This is a genomic window from Arcticibacterium sp. GJ41-1 (genome assembly GCF_055808875.1).
On the sequence record NZ_CM147888.1, the window covers coordinates 108,023 to 126,682 of the forward strand.

14 protein-coding genes and 1 tRNA gene are annotated in these 18,660 nt (G+C 38.1%); 7 read left to right on the forward strand and 8 right to left on the reverse strand.

Annotation, left to right across the window (positions count from 1 at the left end):
• Nucleotides 1-101 precede the first annotated feature (101 nt).
• The gene (locus AC0L6O_RS00440; RefSeq protein WP_473305499.1) at nucleotides 102-3,125 is read left to right on the forward strand and encodes a SusC/RagA family TonB-linked outer membrane protein; all 3,024 of its coding nucleotides are present in this window, start codon (nucleotides 102-104) and stop codon (nucleotides 3,123-3,125) included.
• Between the two features lie 13 nt (nucleotides 3,126-3,138).
• The gene (locus AC0L6O_RS00445; protein ID WP_473305500.1) at nucleotides 3,139-4,632 is read left to right on the forward strand and encodes a SusD/RagB family nutrient-binding outer membrane lipoprotein; all 1,494 of its coding nucleotides are present in this window, start codon (nucleotides 3,139-3,141) and stop codon (nucleotides 4,630-4,632) included.
• Between the two features lie 214 nt (nucleotides 4,633-4,846).
• On the opposite strand, the gene ilvC is transcribed toward AC0L6O_RS00445, so the two are convergent.
• The 4 genes from ilvC to ilvD all read right to left on the reverse strand — a co-directional run bounded on the left by ilvC (nucleotide 4,847) and on the right by ilvD (nucleotide 9,986).
• Nucleotides 4,847-5,890, reverse strand: coding sequence for a ketol-acid reductoisomerase (gene ilvC, locus AC0L6O_RS00450; RefSeq protein WP_111373268.1), 1,044 nt, complete (start codon nucleotides 5,888-5,890; stop codon nucleotides 4,847-4,849).
• Between the two features lie 113 nt (nucleotides 5,891-6,003).
• Entirely contained in the window at nucleotides 6,004-6,540 is a 537-nt protein-coding gene (ilvN, locus tag AC0L6O_RS00455) for an acetolactate synthase small subunit (protein ID WP_463046167.1), read from the reverse strand.
• Nucleotides 6,540-8,279 carry a biosynthetic-type acetolactate synthase large subunit gene (gene ilvB / locus AC0L6O_RS00460; RefSeq protein WP_473305501.1) on the reverse strand — a complete coding sequence of 580 codons (1,740 nt, stop codon included), beginning with the start codon at nucleotides 8,277-8,279 and terminating at the stop codon, nucleotides 6,540-6,542. The genes ilvN and ilvB overlap by 1 nt, the downstream gene beginning before the upstream one ends.
• Before the next feature lie 21 nt (nucleotides 8,280-8,300).
• The gene (ilvD, locus tag AC0L6O_RS00465) at nucleotides 8,301-9,986 is read right to left on the reverse strand and encodes a dihydroxy-acid dehydratase (RefSeq protein WP_473305502.1); all 1,686 of its coding nucleotides are present in this window, start codon (nucleotides 9,984-9,986) and stop codon (nucleotides 8,301-8,303) included.
• Between the two features lie 197 nt (nucleotides 9,987-10,183).
• Between ilvD and AC0L6O_RS00470 the strand changes: the two genes are divergently transcribed.
• Nucleotides 10,184-11,374: a dipeptidase gene (locus AC0L6O_RS00470; protein WP_473305503.1), complete on the forward strand. Its 1,191-nt coding sequence runs from the start codon at nucleotides 10,184-10,186 to the stop codon at nucleotides 11,372-11,374.
• Between the two features lie 60 nt (nucleotides 11,375-11,434).
• Here AC0L6O_RS00470 and AC0L6O_RS00475 read toward each other — a convergent pair whose 3' ends face one another.
• The 4 genes from AC0L6O_RS00475 to AC0L6O_RS00490 all read right to left on the reverse strand — a co-directional run bounded on the left by AC0L6O_RS00475 (nucleotide 11,435) and on the right by AC0L6O_RS00490 (nucleotide 14,404).
• The gene (locus AC0L6O_RS00475) at nucleotides 11,435-12,247 is read right to left on the reverse strand and encodes an enoyl-ACP reductase FabI (protein ID WP_473305504.1); all 813 of its coding nucleotides are present in this window, start codon (nucleotides 12,245-12,247) and stop codon (nucleotides 11,435-11,437) included.
• A 46-nt stretch (nucleotides 12,248-12,293) separates the two neighbouring features.
• Nucleotides 12,294-12,992 (reverse strand): hypothetical protein, encoded by a 699-nt coding sequence (locus AC0L6O_RS00480; protein ID WP_473305506.1) that lies wholly within the window; start codon nucleotides 12,990-12,992, stop codon nucleotides 12,294-12,296.
• Between the two features lie 41 nt (nucleotides 12,993-13,033).
• Nucleotides 13,034-14,203, reverse strand: coding sequence for a sialate O-acetylesterase (locus tag AC0L6O_RS00485; protein ID WP_473305507.1), 1,170 nt, complete (start codon nucleotides 14,201-14,203; stop codon nucleotides 13,034-13,036).
• Nucleotides 14,204-14,330: 127 nt separating this feature from the next.
• Nucleotides 14,331-14,404 (reverse strand) — tRNA-His (locus AC0L6O_RS00490).
• Nucleotides 14,405-14,552: 148 nt separating this feature from the next.
• Between AC0L6O_RS00490 and AC0L6O_RS00495 the strand changes: the two genes are divergently transcribed.
• From AC0L6O_RS00495 to AC0L6O_RS00510, 4 genes are read left to right on the forward strand one after another with little or no spacing between them, the layout of a single operon-like run.
• Complete coding sequence (locus tag AC0L6O_RS00495; protein WP_473305508.1) at nucleotides 14,553-15,329, forward strand: SDR family NAD(P)-dependent oxidoreductase; 777 nt, start codon at nucleotides 14,553-14,555, stop codon at nucleotides 15,327-15,329.
• 13 nt (nucleotides 15,330-15,342) lie between these two features.
• A complete protein-coding gene (locus AC0L6O_RS00500) occupies nucleotides 15,343-16,200 on the forward strand; it encodes a fumarylacetoacetate hydrolase family protein (RefSeq protein WP_473305509.1) in 858 nt (285 codons plus the stop codon).
• 7 nt (nucleotides 16,201-16,207) lie between these two features.
• The gene (locus AC0L6O_RS00505) at nucleotides 16,208-16,777 is read left to right on the forward strand and encodes a hypothetical protein (RefSeq protein WP_473305510.1); all 570 of its coding nucleotides are present in this window, start codon (nucleotides 16,208-16,210) and stop codon (nucleotides 16,775-16,777) included.
• On the forward strand, nucleotides 16,774-18,660 hold the full coding sequence (locus AC0L6O_RS00510) for a mucoidy inhibitor MuiA family protein (RefSeq protein WP_473305511.1): 1,887 nt from the start codon (nucleotides 16,774-16,776) through the stop codon (nucleotides 18,658-18,660). Before AC0L6O_RS00505 ends, AC0L6O_RS00510 begins: the two co-directional genes overlap by 4 nt.

Here is an 18,660-nt window from a genome sequence, read left to right on the forward strand (position 1 = left end):
TGCAAGCCTTTTGATTGACTATGAAAAACATTCATAAATCAATTAAAGGCTATCCACGACTTTATTATACCCAAATCGTTTAACAAGCCAAATATTCTTTTATGAACAAAACCAAACTTACAATTCTCCTGAGTTTCATTTGTGCCTTTGCTAATGCACAAATAACAGGAAAGGTTACCGGAGCAGGAAATGAACCTATTCCGGGAGCAAGCGTGACAATTAGTGGAACCACCACGGGAACCACTACAGACGTAAACGGCAATTACAAAATCAGTGCTAAATCGGGAGATGTCCTAACCTTCTCTTTTATTGGTTTATTAACTGAGAAAATTACTGTTGATAATCAAAGCATTATTAATGTAAACTTAGAAGAAGACACCAAACTTCTTGGAGAAGTGGTAGTAACTGCTTTCGGTGTTACAAAAGAGAAAAAATCTTTAGCCTACTCTATTCAATCCTTAGACAGTAAAGAATTAACAGAGGGAAATCAGAACAATGTTATCAATACCCTTCAAGGTAGAATAGCCGGTGTTTCTGTAACCAACTCTGGTGGAGCACCAGGTTCTTCCTCCGTGATTATGATTAGAGGTGGTACTTCTATTACTGGAAGCAATCAGCCTCTTATTATTGTGGATGGTATCCCAATTGACAACTCTACTGACGGTGGTTCAGAAGTAGCCAGCATTAACCGAGCATCTGACCTAAACCCTCAAGACATAGAAAGCGTAACGGTACTTAAAGGACCAGCTGCCGCCGCTCTTTACGGTATTCAGGCCGCTTCTGGTGCTGTGGTTTATACCACTAAAAAAGGAAAAGCAGGAGCTGTAAATGTAAGTTATAACGGAACCATAAGCACAAGCTCTATACTTGGAACTCCAGGTATTCAAACGACCTACGGACAAGGTGAACAAATACTTGGCTCGGATGGCACTTATACTTATAATCTTGAAAGTCCACTTTCTTGGGGTGAGCAATTAAGTGCAGGAACAAAGGTTTACAACCATCTTGACAACTTTTACGAAACTGCCGTTTCTTATAATAATAACGTCAGCATTTCGGGTGGTTCAGATAAAAGCCGTACCTATTTATCTCTTGGTAGATTAGACAACAATGGTGTTATTCCAACGACATCTTACGATAAAACCAGTTTCAGATTGACAAACAACACGAAACTGAACAACAAATTGACCGTAGGGGCTACCGCCAATTATATCAAAACCAACATTTCAAGTACAAGACAAGGAAATGCAAGCGGAGGAAGCTACACCAGTCTTTTGTCTTACCCTGCCAATATTGACATCAGAGACTATCTAAACGATAACGGTACACAAAAACCTTATTATTTAGACCAGACTTTTGATAACCCATACTGGAGCATGGATAAGAATCCTATTTCAAACGAATTGAACCGTTTTATGGGAATTTTAAGCATAGATTATAATCTTTTAAAGGGTCTAAACTTGGCTTACAAATTTGGGGTTGATGTTTATGACCAACATAACAGCTCTCTTACTACAGGTTCGTTTATTGAGTCTAGACAGTCTGGTGCTATAGCTCAATATGAAAGACTTCATAAGAAATATACATCCAACTTAATAGCGACTTACGACACCAAGCTTTCAGACGATTTCAGTTTAGGTTTGTTAGCTGGACATACTGTGGAAGATTATAATCTTAAAACAGATTATTTAAGTGGGGTTGGCTTTCTAGCACCTGGTATATTCAATATCAGCAATGTTGCCAAAGAAAATCAATCTATCAGAGAGCTAATATCTAGAAGAAGAGGTATGGCTATTTTTGGAGAAGCTAAATTAGGCTATAAAGATGCCCTTTACCTTAACATAACTGGAAGAAATGACTGGTCATCTACATTGCCTGTAGATAAGCGTTCATTCTTCTACCCTTCTGTAGGTTTAGCTGCCGTGGTGACGGAACTAGCAGATATGAGCTCATTTAATGCTTTAGACTACTTAAAAGTAAGAGCTACTTTTTCTCAAGTAGGTAAAGATGCTCCTATAGGACAATTAGAAAGTTATTTGAGCACAAACATCAATGGATTGGCTAGTTCTGCTTACACATGGAATGGTGTGGATGTAGGAAACCCAAGTCTTGAGCCAGAGTTCACAAACAGTTTTGAAGTTGGAGCTGAAGCTAGATTTCTTCAAAACAGACTGAGCTTAGATTTAACTTACTACAACACCGTGTCTGACAATCAAATATTGATAGACATTCGTGTCCCTCCTACTACCGGAACTTTTTACGCTACTTTGAACGGTGGTTCTATAGAAAACAATGGTTTTGAAGGACTTTTGAGTTATAAAATACTTCAGAACACTTCAGGTTTAAGCTGGAATGCAATTTTCAACTTTGCTAGAAATGAGTCTAAAGTAAAAACACTACCTGGTGCTATTAATGAAGTTTACCTTTCTGACTCATGGACTTTCTTAAACTCTGCAGCAGGAGCTGGTATTTTAGATGGTTCCCTGTTTGGACTAAGAGGAAAAAGAGCGGTTACTAATGATGCAGGGCAGGTTATCATAAATGCCAACGGGTACCCAACCTTAACCGACCAAACCTTTACTGATATAGACAGACAGCCAACTTTTACGCTAGGTATCACAAATAGTTTCCGATACAAAAATGCTGCTTTATCGTTCTTGTTTGACATTTCTTCTGGCAACACTGTTTACAATGCAACTAAATCTGCTTTAGCATATTATGGCGTGGGAGCAGAAACAACGGATAGAGGAACAACAACAATTATTGAAGGTGTTACAGCTGATGGTTCTCCAAACACTGTGGCAGTAACAAAAGACCAAAACTACTATCAAAGCTATTACAGCAGATTGGCAGATAACTTTACAGAAAACGGCTCTTATGGTAGACTTAGGTACATCAACTTATCTTACAGCCTAGACAAAACTGTGTGTAAAAAGCTTCCTGCAAAAAGCTTAGAATTTTTCTTAACAGGAAGAAATCTATTAACTATTACGAACTATAGTGGCGTTGACCCAGAAATTAACGCATTTGGTGCGGGCGTACTTGGTGCGGGTTCTGTAGGTATTGACAATCTAAGTGCACCAAACGTTAAAGGGTTTGATGTAGGAATGAAAGTAACTTTTTAATTGAAATTGAATCATGAAAATATTATCTAAAGCTTTATATATGTTTTCGCTATTGGCACTAAGTGCCTGTAGTGACGACTTCTTTGACGTAAACAGCTCGGTAACGTCTCCTACCTCGGCATCCCTGGCTCCACAGTTTAGGATTCAGGGAGCCATAGAAAACACCTTTGCAGCCACGATGTACCGTGGAAGCAGAGAGGTGCTAGGCGTAATGCAATATGGCTCTCAAAATGTGGCAAACTACTATTCGGAAGTTTGGAGCAATGAATTTACCACAGGCCGTTATTTCCTTTGGCAAAATGCCTACGTTTATTCGCTGCCAAACTCGGCAGACTTAATAGCTCTAGGGAAAGCTCATAATAGCCCAAATTTTGTGGCTGTTGGTAAAATACTTAGAGCTTATAACTTTGGCTGCACTACAGACCAATACGGCGACATAGTTTTTGATGAGACTTATGATGGAGAATCTACGATGAACATCACTCCAAAGTTTGTCACTCAAAAAACAGCTTATACCAATATCTTAAAGATGCTTGATGAGGCTATTGTCCAAATAAATGAGCCAAGCGAAATTGAACTTAATACCGCTAATGGTGATGTGTTTTATCAAGGAGACAAATCTCAGTGGATGAAGCTAGCGTATGCTTTAAAAGCTAGATACCTAAATCATCTTTCTAAAAAGACCTCTGGCGATATGGCTTATAATGCAGATGCTATTATTGAAGCTTGCTCAAAGGCCTTAACATCAAATGCTGATAATGCTATGAGAACATACGGTGGTGGACTTACAGAGAACGACAACCAACCTTACAGTTCAAATGGCTATGGTAGCTCTAGGGTTGATTATTGGTCTGAGTTTTTTGTAGAGACCTTGAAAAACTCGCTAAATCTGACAAACCCTGTAGAAGACCCTCGATTAAAGACTATAGTTCCAGCTACCGCCACTGGAGAGTACATTGGTGTAAAAACTGGTGCAGGCCCTGTAAACGGAAGAGACCAATATAGTGCTGGAAACGGTGGAGCCTATACTAGTGCCACCTCTCCCACTTATCTTATGACTTTTAGTGAAGTGAAATTCATTGAGGCTGAAGCTAGGTTTAGAAAAGGAGATAATGCAGGGGCTTTTGAGGCTTTAAAAGCAGGCGTTATTGCGGATATGGAAAAAGCTAACGTAGCTGCTGCAGATGCGGCTCCATATATTGCGAAATTGGATGAAATGGGTTCTGCTAGTTTGACCCTATCGCAAATTATGACTCAGAAATACATTTCAATGGTGTTTGACCCAGAAACTTGGGTAGACATGAGAAGAATGGACTATAGCTCTGAAATCTACAAGGGCTTGACTAGACCAACAAACGTGAACTTGTTTATTTTCCCAAATGAAAATGACTGGATTCAAGCGATGGTTTATGAGTATAACGAAGAAGATAGAAACTACGAAAACATGCCTTCCAACGTGCCAGAAGTAAGACTTACCACTCCACTTTGGTGGAACGTGGCTGAATAAAATTTAGCTATAAACTCGAAAGAGGCTGTCTCAAAAGTGTGAGACAGCCTCTTTTTATTTGGACTCCTATCTGAGAACATTTTCAAATAAGCAATTCTCAGAGCTTACTTTTGACTTATGAGACTTCCTCTTTTTTGTGCTTCACATTTCTTCCATAAAAAAACCAGAAAGAGCGAAGCCCTTTCTGGTTAAATATAATTTCGAGACTTATCTCTTAAGCATTCTCTGGACGAAGACTTCTTACTGTTTTACCAGCTCTCCACATTTCAGAGTCACGAAGTTCAGCTAGTTCAATTTCTAATTTCTCACGGTAATCTGATTGAGAGTTACGCGTAATAGAAATTTCAGCTTCGTTTTGAGATTTTACTGATTCGTAAAGTTTCTCAAAAACTGGCTTAGTAGCATCACGGAAAGGCTTCCACCAGTCTAGTGCACCACGCTGAGCTGTAGTAGAACAGTTAGCATACATCCAATCCATTCCGTTTTCAGCTACTAAAGGCATAAGAGACTGCGTTAGCTCTTCTACTGTTTCATTGAAAGCCTCAGAAGGAGAGTGACCATTTGCTCTTAATACTTCGTACTGAGCTGCGAATATACCTTGGATGCATCCCATCAAAGTTCCACGCTCACCAGTAAGGTCAGATGTTACTTCGTTATAAAAATTAGTTTCGAATAAATATCCAGAACCAACACCAATACCCATAGCGATACATTTGTTACGAGCATTACCCGTAGCATCTTGGTAAACTGCAAAAGAAGAGTTCAAGCCTTTACCAGCTACGAATAAACGACGAAGAGATGTTCCAGAACCTTTAGGTGCTGTTAAGAATACATCTACATCAGCAGGAGGAACGATACCTGTTTTCTCTTTATAAGTAATTCCAAAACCATGAGAGAAATAAAGCGACTTACCCGGAGTAAGGTGCTTCTTAACGGTAGGCCAAAGTTCAATTTGAGCCGCATCTGAAAGTAAATAACAGATAATTGTACCCTTTGCAAGAGCTTCTTCAATTTCAAATAAAGTTTCACCAGGAACCCATCCGTCAGCTACTGCTTTATCAAATGTTTTACCCTTACGCTGCCCTACAATTACATTAAGACCATTGTCTCTCATGTTCATTGCTTGACCAGGACCTTGTACACCGTAACCAATTACAGCGATAGTTTGATCACTAAGGATTTCTCTTGCTTTTTCTAAAGGAAATTCTTCTCTTGTTACAACTTCCTCTTCAACACCACCAAAATTTAACTTTGCCATTATTTAAATCTAATTTATAAATACTTACTTGTTATGATAATATATAAAAATCGGTCTATCATTTCGAGCAGCAAAACTACTCAAAAAAACCTTATTATTAACTGCTAATTAACTTATACCAAATACTCCCACTCTGTATCTTCTGGCAGATATTCTACCAATCCTTTTGGTGTTTTACCTACCGCAATTCTTCCTGAACGAATAAATTCTAAAATCCCGAAAGGCTTAATGTATTTAAAGAAATCAAAAATCTCCTCCTCCGTTCCAGTTTTTTGGAGCACCATATAATCTAGTCCCCAATAAACTAAATAAGCTTTATGAACACGGTTTATAGTTTCCATGTCCAACGGTTTAGAGTCTAAAGGCGTAGGAATTTTAAACATCGCTATTTCATTATAAACGATATCTTCATTCAGGTAACCAAAAACAGCTAAAACCTCCACTACTTTTCTAATCTGTCTTACCAGTTTTTCTACAGCTTCACGCTGGTCATGCTTAATAACAATGGTAAAACGAGAGACACCCTTTCTTTCTGTTTCAGAAACAGTTAAACTCTCAATATTCAATCTTCTGCGTGTGAAAATAATCGTAATCTTGTTTAACAAGCCGATGCTATTCTCCGTAAATACGCATATAGTATATGTCTTCATTATTTCAATCTAATTTCCGAAACACTTGTTCCTGCTGGTACCATTGGGAATACGTTTTCTTCTTTTTCACAAACCACTTCTAGTAAGTAGGAGCCTTCTGAGTTTAAAAGCTTGTCCAAAGAATCAGACAAATCTGCTCTTTCCTCACATTTATGACCGTCAATCCCAAAACCTTTACCTATCATGATAAAATCTGGATTTTGTAATTCAACAAAAGAATATCTTCTATCAAAAAATAACTGCTGCCACTGACGTACCATTCCTAAGAAATTGTTATTTAAAATAATAATTTTCACAGGAAGTCCTTTTTGAGCAATTGTTCCAAGCTCCTGAATAGTCATCTGAAAACAACCATCACCAATGAAAGTAATTACTTCTCTTTCTGGAGCACCCATTTTGGCACCAAAAGCCGCAGGAAGTGCAAAACCCATGGTTCCTAAACCACCAGAAGCAATATAAGAGTGAGGTTTTTTGAAATCGTAATATCTCGCAGTTACCATTTGGTGCTGCCCTACATCCACTACTATACAAGCCTCGCCTTTAGTCTTATCAGAAACCATTCTGACAACTTCAGCCATTTTTATCTTACCCTCGCCTTTTAAGTCTCTCGCAGTTACAGCCTCATATTCCGCAGCTTCTAAATCGCGGAACTCTTGTTTCCAAGCGGCACGCTCCTTTTTCTCAATTAAAGGATTAAGAAGTTTTAATGCTTCTTTTGCATCACCAACTACTGGAGCATCTGCTCTTTTGATTTTGTCAATTTCCGCTGGGTCTACTTCGATATGGACTATCTTGGCTTGCTTCGCAAAAAGAGTAGCATCACCAGTAACTCGGTCATCAAAACGCATTCCGATAGCAATCAAAACATCGCACTCATCTGTCATTACATTAGGTGCATACATACCATGCATTCCTAACCAGCCCATATAGTTCGGATGGTCTATTGACAAAGCTGATAAACCAAGAAGCGTACTTCCCACAGGAATATCACCTTGTTCCACCAACTCCTTAAACTCTTCCATGGCTTCTGAAATCAAAACACCATGACCTACTAATATATAAGGCTTCTTAGCATTATTGATTAATTCAGCGGCCTTTTCAACCTGTTCCATTTTAGGAACCCTTCTTGGATGATACCCAGGCAAACCTTCTACCTTTTTATATTCAAAAGGCTTATTCATTAAAGCTATTTGAGCATCTTTCGTGATGTCAATTAACACAGGACCTGGCTTTCCAGCTCTAGCTATATAAAAAGCTTTTGCTAAGATTTCAGGAATTTCGTTTGGATCTACAATTTGATAGTTCCACTTACAAACCGGTGCCGTAATTCCAATAACATCAGTTTCTTGAAATGCATCAGTTCCTAAAAGATTAGAGGCTACTTGACCCGTTATAGCCACCATAGGCGTACAGTCAATAATAGCATCGGCTATTCCTGTTACCAAATTAGTAGCACCAGGACCAGAAGTTGCCATACAAACCCCTACTCTACCACTACTTCTGGCATAACCTTCCGCAGCATGAGAAGCACCTTGCTCGTGACGAACTAGAATATGCTCTATTCTGTCTGTGTAATCATAAAGGGCGTCATAAATAGGCATGATGGCTCCTCCAGGATAACCGAAGATGGTATCAACACCTTCCTGAATGAAACACTCCATTAGAGCCTGACTTCCAGAAATAAATTCCGCTTTACTTTCCACTTTCTTTTCTTCCATGATTTCAGCTGTTGTTGCCATGGTAGTTTATTTTTTGATGAATTATTTATCTGTTACACAGCCCTCATGAGCTGCAGAAACAGTCTTAAAGTACTTTCTCAATACACCTTGCTCTATAAAAGGAGGTGTCAACGGTTTCCAACTTTTACGCCTTTCGGCCAAAACCTCATCAGAAACATGCAATTTCAATTCTCTGCTATCTGTATCAATAGTTATTAAATCGCCATCTTCTACTAAAGCGATAGTTCCACCATCATAAGCTTCAGGAGAAACGTGCCCAACCACAAAACCGTGTGTTCCTCCAGAGAAACGACCATCAGTAATCATCGCAACTTTGTCTCCTAAACCTGCTCCCATAACGGCAGAGGTTGGCTTAAGCATTTCTGGCATACCAGGCCCGCCTTTTGGTCCTTCGTATCTTATTACGATAACCTGACCCGCCTTTATTTCGCCTTTGGCAAAAGCCTCTAGCATATCTTCTTCTTTATCACAAACCTTAGCAGGTCCCTCAAACTTCGTTCCTTCTTTTCCTGTGATTTTAGCAACACCGCCATTCTCGGCAAGGTTACCATACATGATTTGAATATGTCCAGAAGGCTTAATAGGGTTTTCTAGCGATCTAATTAAAGACTGAGCTTCAAAATCTAAATCAGGTGCCGCTTCTAAATTCTCTGCAACCGTTTTACCCGTCACTGTCATACATTCCCCATGAATTAAACCTTTCTTATGAAGGTATTTCATGATTGCAGGCACTCCACCTAACTCTAAAATATCTTCCATGAAATATTTTCCAGAAGGTTTTAGGTCAGCTATGAAAGGTGTTCTGTCTGAAACAGCCTGAATATCATCCAGTGTTAAAGGAATTCCTGCAGAATGAGCAATGGCTAAATAATGCAATACTGCATTCGTAGAACCACCCAATGCCATTACAATAGTCAAAGCATTTTCAAGCGATTTTCTAGTCAAAATATCTTTGGGCAAAATCTGCTTCTCCAAAAGATTTTTCATAGCAGCACCTAAATCAATACACTCTTGTGTTTTTCCTTGGTGAGTTGCTGGGTAACATGCATTATCAGGCATACTTAAACCTAATGCTTCAATAGAAGAAGCCATCGTGTTAGCAGTATACATACCTCCGCAGGCTCCTTGACCAGGAATTGCGTTTTGAATAACTCCTTTATAATCTTCTTCAGAAATAGTACCTGCTACTTTTTGGCCGTAGGCCTCAAAAGCCGAAACTATATCTAATTTTTTTCCTTTCCAGTTACCTGTTCTTACCGTACCACCATACATCATAATGGCTGGGCGGTTAAGTCTTGCCATGGCCATAATAGCACCTGGCATATTTTTATCACAACCCACTACAGCTATTACACCGTCATACCACTGAGCCGCTACTACGTTCTCAATAGAATCTGCAATAATGTCTCTACTTGGAAGCGAATAGCTCATGCCGTCGTTTCCATTAGTCATTCCATCAGAAACACCGATGGTGTGAAAAATCAGACCCACCATGTCATTGGCTTGGATACCTTTTTTCACGTGAACAGAAAGACCGTTCAAATGAATGTTACATGGGTTTCCCTCATAGCCTGTACTTGCAATTCCTATCTGAGGCTTTTTCATATCCTCTTCTGTCATGCCAATGGCATAAAGCATTGCTTGTGCTGCTGGGTTACTTACTTCCTGAGTAAGCGTTTTGCTGTATTTGTTAAGATTTTCAGACATTATTTCAAGTTTCGCTGTTTGCGAATATTCGCTAAATATTAAAATCGTTCGGCAAATAAATTACTCTAAGCATATTATCCAACCTTTTTCATAGAAATTTCCTATTCCCCCAATACTCGTTATCACTTTTCTAATTTAGTTTGTGAATTTTCCAATCGCAGCATTCATCTAGTCCATTTTTTCAAGTAAATTTTGACATGAAAAAAATACTAACTCTAATCTTCTTAGCTCCGATTCTTTTATTCGGGCAAGACAAGGCTACTGAACTAGCCCATAAGTTTATAATCACTGATGGTCACGTTGACTTACCTTACCGGTTAAAGGTCAAAAACTTTCAACTCACCAAAGAGTTTACAGGTATTCCTGTATCGTCAAAAGATGGCGACTTTGATTTTGAAAGGGCAAAAGAAGGCGGACTTGACGCTCCGTTTATGTCTATCTACATTCCTGCTAGATTCAGCTCTGAAGAAGGAAAACTATTAGCCGATAGCTTAATTGACATGGTCAACTATATAAGCGACGAAAACAAGGAATATTTTGAAATTGCCAAAAGCCCAGAAGATGTTCGTAGAATATTTAAAGCTGGAAAAGTGGCTCTGCCAATGGGTATGGAAAACGGTACTCCTATTAAAGAACTTTCCGATGTAGCCTATTTCAAAAACAAAGGAATCAGTTATGTAACCTTAACACACTCTAAAGCCAATCAGATTTGCGACTCTTCTTACGACCCAGAAAGACCATGGCAAGGATTAAGCCCTTATGGTGAAAAGGTGGTGCTAGAAATGGCCAAACAAGGCATCATGATTGACATCTCTCACGTATCAGACAGCACTTTTTATGATACCATCGAAATCAGCCCCGTTCCTGTTATTGCTTCGCATTCTTCTTTACGATTTTTCACACCTGATTTTGAAAGAAACATGAATGATGAAATGCTAGTTAAGCTAAAAGAAAACGGAGGCGTAGTGATGATAAATTTCGGGTCTACGTTTATTGATGGAGAAATACAAAAAATCAGAAATGAAAACGGCGAACTTTTAGCCAAAATACTAGATGAAAAAGGACTAAGTAGAAGAGACGAAGCTGCCAAGCCAATTATTGAAGAATTTGTCAAATCACGCCCTTCCGCCTTTTCTGATGTTGAAAAAGTAGTAGACCATATTGACAGAGCCGTAAAATTTGCAGGAATTGACCACGTAGGTCTCGGCTCAGACTTTGACGGCGTAGGTGACTCATTGCCTACAGGCCTTAAAGATGTTTCTGACTACCCAAACATCATTAAACTTCTATTAGAACGAGGTTACTCAGAAAGCGATATTGAAAAAATATGCTCTGGCAACCTTTTCAGAGTTTGGCAGTCCGCATTAGATTATGCCGCTGCCCAATAAAAAGAAAGCAGCGTTACTTTAAGGGTAACGCTGCTTTAATACATAAGTCTGACCAGATTATTACTTCTGCATCATCTCAATTATTTCTTCCGATATACCTGTTGAAGAATATCCTCCATCATGGTACAAGTTCTGCATGGTAACCATTCTGGTTAAATCCGAGAACAAGCTCACTATATAATCAGCACAATTTTCGCCTGTGGCGTTTCCTAGTGGAGACATTTTCTCTGCAAAATCAAAGAAAGAGTCAAACCCTCCGATTCCTGAACCTGCCGTAGTCATGGTAGGCGACTGAGAAATAGTATTTACTCTTATCTTTTTAGATTTACCCAATCTATAACCAAAACTTCTAGCAATAGACTCTAATACCGCTTTGGCATCTGCCATATCGGTATAAAACGGGAAAGTTTTCTGAGCGGCGATATAAGAAAGACCAACTACAGAGCCCCATTCATTTAATGCACCAAGCTTGTCACCAACCTGCATAAACTTATGAAAAGACAGAGCAGAGATATCAATACTTTTTAAGAACCAATCATAATTCAAATCTCCATACGCTCTTCCTTTACGTATGTTTGGAGACATTCCAATAGAATGAAGTACAAAATCCATTTTACCATCTAAAACCTCCATAGACTTAGTATAAAGATTTTCAAGGTCTTCTACAGAAGTAGCATCGGCAGGTATTATTTCGGCACCTATTTGCTCCGCTAATTCATTTATTTTACCCATTCTCATGGCAATAGGAGCGTTTGTCAAAACTATTTGAGCACCTTCCTCATGAGCTTTTATTGCTGTTTTCCAAGCTATTGAATTTTCATCCAATGCTCCTGAAATAATTCCTTTTTTACCTTTTAGTAAACCGTAAGACATATTTGAATTAATTGTTTGCCACAAAAGTAGCACATTCGGTCAAATATCAATTATTACCACATTGACCTATTTTATTAAAAAATGCTTCTTTACCCTTGCCTTTAGTTGCAGACATAGGTTTCCAGAATTTAGATGGGTTTAATATCAATTCGTTTTGACCAGTCAGAATAGGGCTAAAAGCTTCAATTCTAATCAGTTCTTCAGAAAACAAGGGCAAAGCTCCTCTCAAGCCTAGTGATAGACATTTATTTACCTCAACAAGCCTGTAATCAGACTGACACTCCTCTGAAACAATTTTTACCTTAAGAGAAACATCCCTTATACTTCCAGACCAAGAAAGATCTACGTAAAGCGAATCATCTCGAAAACTCTGACTTCCTAAATATTGGTAGCCTTGGGCTCCTTCTGCTTTACCAAAAACTTCATAGGTACAAGAATTACAATCAATTTCCTGTTCCACAAAAAGAGAAACGCCACTTTTACTCAAAAGATGAGAGGAAATAGTCGGCTTTTCAAGAGCCTTACATGTTTTAAATTCAGAAAAACTAAGAGCCGGCAAACCATTTTGATTCTTAATCAAAGGCCCATTATAATTTAAACTATACGAATCCGTAAAAACCGATGGAAGATAGGTAACTACATCTTCTCTAAAATCTTTAGAAAAATACATTGCTACATCATTCCCTTCTGCTTTAACAGAATCAATAAAAGGTTCACCATTTCCATCATAGATATAGTCTTTCATTCTTCGCTTATAATGACCAAAATCCATGACATTTTGCACATTTAGCCTTTGTCCTTCATCAAAGACCAAAGTGATTTTTTTTTTTGCTCACTTAATACTGCCTTTTGAATCAAAGGCCCAGTCACAGGAGAATCTAAATTGGCTCCATAAGTATCATTATTTATTCCCAAATAAATATCATCCGCCATTCCCTCATAACCAGATTTTGCATAATGCAATCCATCTCCGCTAAGCTCTTTCCCAAACGCCGCATACATCCTCATTTCTGGAAAATCTTTTTTTAACTGACGCTGAATATCTCTAAGTTTAGCGGGAGCTTCTTCCCTATAACTTCTCGTTAGAATGTTGGTTTGAACCAAATAAAAATACTTTGGATCCACTCCATCGTATTTAAGGTTTGAAATCAACTTATTAAACCGTTGCCTATAAGAATCAATAGCATCTTGCACACCAGTATCCGACTCCCATTCTCCTTGCGAGAAAATAAAACCCTTTGGCTTCAAAGAGCTACTACCTAAAATTCTTTTCAAAAACCTTCCATAATACGTTTCAGGGTTTTCTGGATGAATAGAATCTCGTTCAACTAATGTTTCTAAAGACTGGCCACCTACGGCTCCATTAATTATTTGTACTGGGATATGATTTTCTTCAATGATATTTTCAGCAATTCTGCTTCCCATAACACCCGGCCAATTAAATTCAACACCCAAGTCATGCCAACCATTGTTCGTGGAACTCGGGTCAAAATGGTCAAAAACAAAACTTCTTAAAAAAGTATCGTCCACTTCGCTCCGTACCATATCAAAACAACAGCCTGCTACAGCATTTGATTGCCCATAAATCAAATAGGTATCTCCACTAAGAACTTTAGATGCCTTAGCAACGGAAGAAGAATCATTTTCGAGAAATAGTTTTATTTCAAAATCGTACTCAAACAAGCCTGAAACAAGAGAAGTCTTCCAGGAAAACTTTTGCTCTTCCTTCAAATCAATCATTTGACTGAAATAAAACTCACCATTTTGAAGAATCGTAAGTTTTATAGCCTTATAGCTTTCATCCGCTACACTCCCAAAAATATTGACAGGTGAAAAGCCCAGTGAATCCCTTTCATAGAATTGATGATTTTTGGGGAAATTATAAAAAACATTCTGACCGTATCCTGAATAGACGGTTAGAAAAAATAGTACAATCAAAGTAAACCTCTTTCTCAATATTATTTTTTCAGCTAGTTACATTTCCAAATTTAACTGATTTCAAACGATTTAGAGATTTCACCAACCTTTAGAATCTAAAATTTAGGCATAAAAAAAGCAGGTCTAAAAAGACCTGCTAAAAATGGGAGGCTAATGGGGTTCGAACCCACGACCCTCGGCACCACAAACCGATGCTCTAACCAGCTGAGCTATAACCTCCATTTTCAAACGGAGTGCAAAGGTAAATTGAATCCTCAAATTCTGCAAGTCCTATTTTCATTAATTTTAAAGTATTTAAACTTACAAAAGCATTTATCATTTTTTTAGAAAGGATACCTAAATTGCAATCGCATCAAAATAACCCAAGATGTTTAGATTAGATAAAAAAGTTGCGATAGTAACAGGAGGAGCCAGCGGAATAGGGCTCGAAATTTCAAGGAGCTTCGCAAAACAAGGAGCCGTAGTTCACATTTTTGAACTAAATATGGATTTGGCAGAAAGGGAGGCCGATTTAATTATTGCCTCAGGAGGAACTGCCTATTGTCATAAAGTAGATGTTTCAAAACAGTCTGATGTTCAGAAGACCATCGACAAAATTAAAACAGTCTCTCCTATTGACATTTTGGTAAACAATGCTGGTATAGCACATATTGGCACAGCCGAAACTACGACCGAAGAGGACTTAGATAAAATTTATAATGTCAACATCAAAGGCGTTTATAACTGCATCCACTGTTTGATTCCTCATTTTAAAGAAAATGGTGGTGGCGTAATTATAAACATGGCTTCGGTTTCGGCAAGTGTGGGTATTCCTGATAGGTTTGCCTACTCTATTTCAAAAGGAGCAATAAAAACCATGACCATTCAGGTGGCAAAAGACTATGTGGGTGATAACATTCGCTGCAACTCTATCTCACCAGCAAGAATTCATACGCCATTTGTAGACGGATATATTAAAAACAAATACCCAGACAGACAGGAAGAGATTTTTGAAGAATTGTCAAAAACTCAACCTATAGGTAGAATGGGTAAACCATCAGAAGTAGCTGCCATAGCAGTATACTTGGCTTCAAACGAGGCCGCCTTTGCCACAGGAACAGATTATCCGATTGACGGAGGATTTCTAACACTCAATACACCATAATAAAACAACCAGAATGAAATTAATAAGACACGGAGAACTAGGAAACGAAAAGCCAGGAATCATTTCTGATGATAACACTTCATTAGATGTTTCTGCTTTTGGCGAAGACTTTAACGAAAAATTCTTTGAAACAGACGGAATTAATAGATTGGCCACATGGCTAAGTTCTAATCAGAGCTCTTGTCCTGTGCTAGATCCAAATACAAGACTTGGCTCATGCGTAGCCAGACCATCTAAAATAGTTTGCATAGGTTTGAATTATGCCAAACATGCAGCAGAGTCTGGCATGGCAAACCCTGAGCAGCCAGTAGTATTTTTCAAAGCAACATCTGCCTTATGTGGCCCAAATGACGATGTAGTTATTCCTAGAAACTCTGAAAAAACAGACTGGGAAGTAGAATTAGCAGTAGTTATTGGCAAAAAAGCATCTTATGTAGACAAAGCAGACGCTATGGATTATGTAGCTGGATACTGCCTTCATAATGATTATAGTGAAAGAGCTTTTCAGCTAGAGCACGGCGGACAGTGGGTAAAAGGAAAATCAAATGACACCTTTGCTCCTCTTGGGCCATTTATGGCTACAGCAGATGAAATAGCTGACCCACAGAAATTAAACCTTTGGTTAAAACTGAACGGTGAAAAAATTCAAGATTCTAACACAGACGATATGATTTTTTACATTGACGAAATCATAAGCTACCTTAGTAACTACATGACCTTACTTCCTGGCGATGTAATTTCTACAGGCACACCCGCTGGCGTAGGACTTGGCTTTAAACCTGCCAAATACCTTAAAGCAGGAGATAAAATAGAATTAGGGATAGAAGGTCTTGGCGTTCAAACCCAAACTGCTGTGGCTTATTCAAAATAAGCATCAAATGGAAAAAGTGAATTTAAAACGGCTTCTAAACTTGGGCTTAATTGCCGAAGTACTGATAGCCCTGTTCTCTTTTTTCCAAGCAAATTTTATTTTTAGCGAAACTATGAGATTGTCTGCCCGATACAGTGGCAGACTTTCTTTATTTTTCTTCTTAGCCACCTTTCTTTTAACCAGTTTAAACTGGTCAAAACGACGAATAGAGTTCAAACAAAACTTTGTGGGCTTGATACTTATTTTTAGTCTATTACACTTTATCCACTTTCTCTTTTTAGCGACAAATATCTATTTAAACGAAATTGAGCTAATTCCCTTTAAACTTTTAGGAGGAGGTTTAGGCTACCTTACCTTACTCATTTACCCCTGGCTATTAAAGTCAAAGAACCCACCGGCTTGGCTAGACTATTTCTATTTTTATTACCTGCTTTTAATAATGGCAATTACCATTTTCTCTAGATTGTCTGGTGCTTTTGAAGGAGCCGAACCTTCGCCATTACATTATTTAGGGCTAATTTTGATAGGCTTCACATTTACAATCCATCTATTTAACTTAAAGAAACAAAACGCATGAAAAAGGTTCTACTTCTTCTTTTACTGCCTTTTGCTGGCATTAGTCAAGAGCAGAAAGTTAACTCTACAATTAGTAATGTTAACCTCTATTTTTCTGGAGCACAAATCTCGCGAGAAGCTAAAATAGACCTCAATGCAGGAGAAAACACATTGGTTTTTAAAGGCATCTCTCCTGAAATAGACAAAAGCAGTATTAAAATTGCTACAAACTTAGACATCAACATTGCCTCTGTTTTTCATCAAATGAGCTTACAATCTGATAGCTCAATCATCTCGGCCACAAAAAAAATCAATGATGCAAATAAGAAAATCAATGACCAGTTTGAAATTCTTAAAGTAGACCTGACTTTACTTAAAAGAGAAGAAGATTTACTATTACAAAATCAAACGGTTGGTGGAACTTACTCAGGAATGAAACCTGAAGACCTGAAAATTACAGCAGATTACTTTAGAGAGAGAATGAAACTCATTCTCAACCAAAGGTTTGTACTGAGCCAAAAACTTGACTCTCTTCAGGGTGAAACAAAAAAAAATAACTCTTCATTAAATACCCTAAGCCAAAATAAAGAAAACCAATTAGCTGAAATTATTCTAGTGCTAAAAACTAAAGCTCCGCTCAAAAATCAAAAATTGACAATCTCGTATTTTGTCAAAAATGCTGGCTGGGCACCTAGTTATGATATCAAAGCTACCAAAATTACCGAGCCAATAAGTTTATTATACAAAGCAAAGGTGTACCAATACAGCGGTGAAGACTGGAAAGATGTCAAACTAACACTTAGCAATACCTCTCCTAAAACCAGTTCAAATATTCCACGTTTAAAGAAATGGTACTGGGGAGAAAACAATATTTACAACGACTACTTTGACGAAAAAGAAACTCCTGACAATGACAAAACTCAAGTATGGGGTCAAATAAAAGACTCTGAAAACCTACCACTTCCAGGGGCTAACATTGTTATCAGAGGTACTACCCTTGGTACTATTACAGACATAAATGGTTTTTTCAGACTAAACATACCACCCGACCTTCAAGGAAAATCAAATGTCCTTTCTATTAGTTTTGTAGGATTTGAGCCTCTGAATGTTAAGACTTCCGACTCTCCTTTTGATATTAGCTTGACCGAAAACCTTCAGGCTTTAGACGAAGTTGTGGTTACCGGATATGGAACCCAAAGTAAAAAAATGATGACAGCGGCAAGAGCAGTTATAGGTAAGGCTTCTGGATTAAGTATAAGAGAATCCAAAATCACCAAGAAGCTTATCTCAGAAGACGAAGCCCCTACTTCAATAAACTTCACTTTAGATAGTAAATTCACACTTCTTTCCGATGGAAAAGAAAACACCACCGAGCTAAAAGAGCTAGAAATTCCAACAGACTTTGAATACAAAGCGGTACCCAAAATAGACCCTGTTGCTTTTCTAACAGCTAGAATTTTTGACTGGGAACAGTACAACCTCATTGAAGGAGAGGCCAGTCTTTATTTTGAAGGAACTTACTTAGGAAAAACAGACTTAGACCTAAGCAACAAAGACACTTTAAGCATTTCTTTAGGTAGAGACCAAGCCGTAAAGGTTCTTAGAAAACCTGTTAAACAGTTTTCTAAGAACACATTCATTGGCGGAAATGCTATTGACTCTTATGGTTATGAAATCTCTATTAGAAACACCAAAAGCGTCCCTATAAAGATTTTAGTAGAAGACCAATTCCCTTTGAGCAAATTTAAAGAAGTGGAGGTTTACGATAAATCTGCCATAGGAGCCAATGAAAATCAGGAAACGGGTGAGCTCGTATGGTTAAACAAAATTGAGCCATCTACTGAAAAAACATTGCCATTTAGTTATACCATAAAATATCCAAAAAACGGAACAGTAAGCTATTAA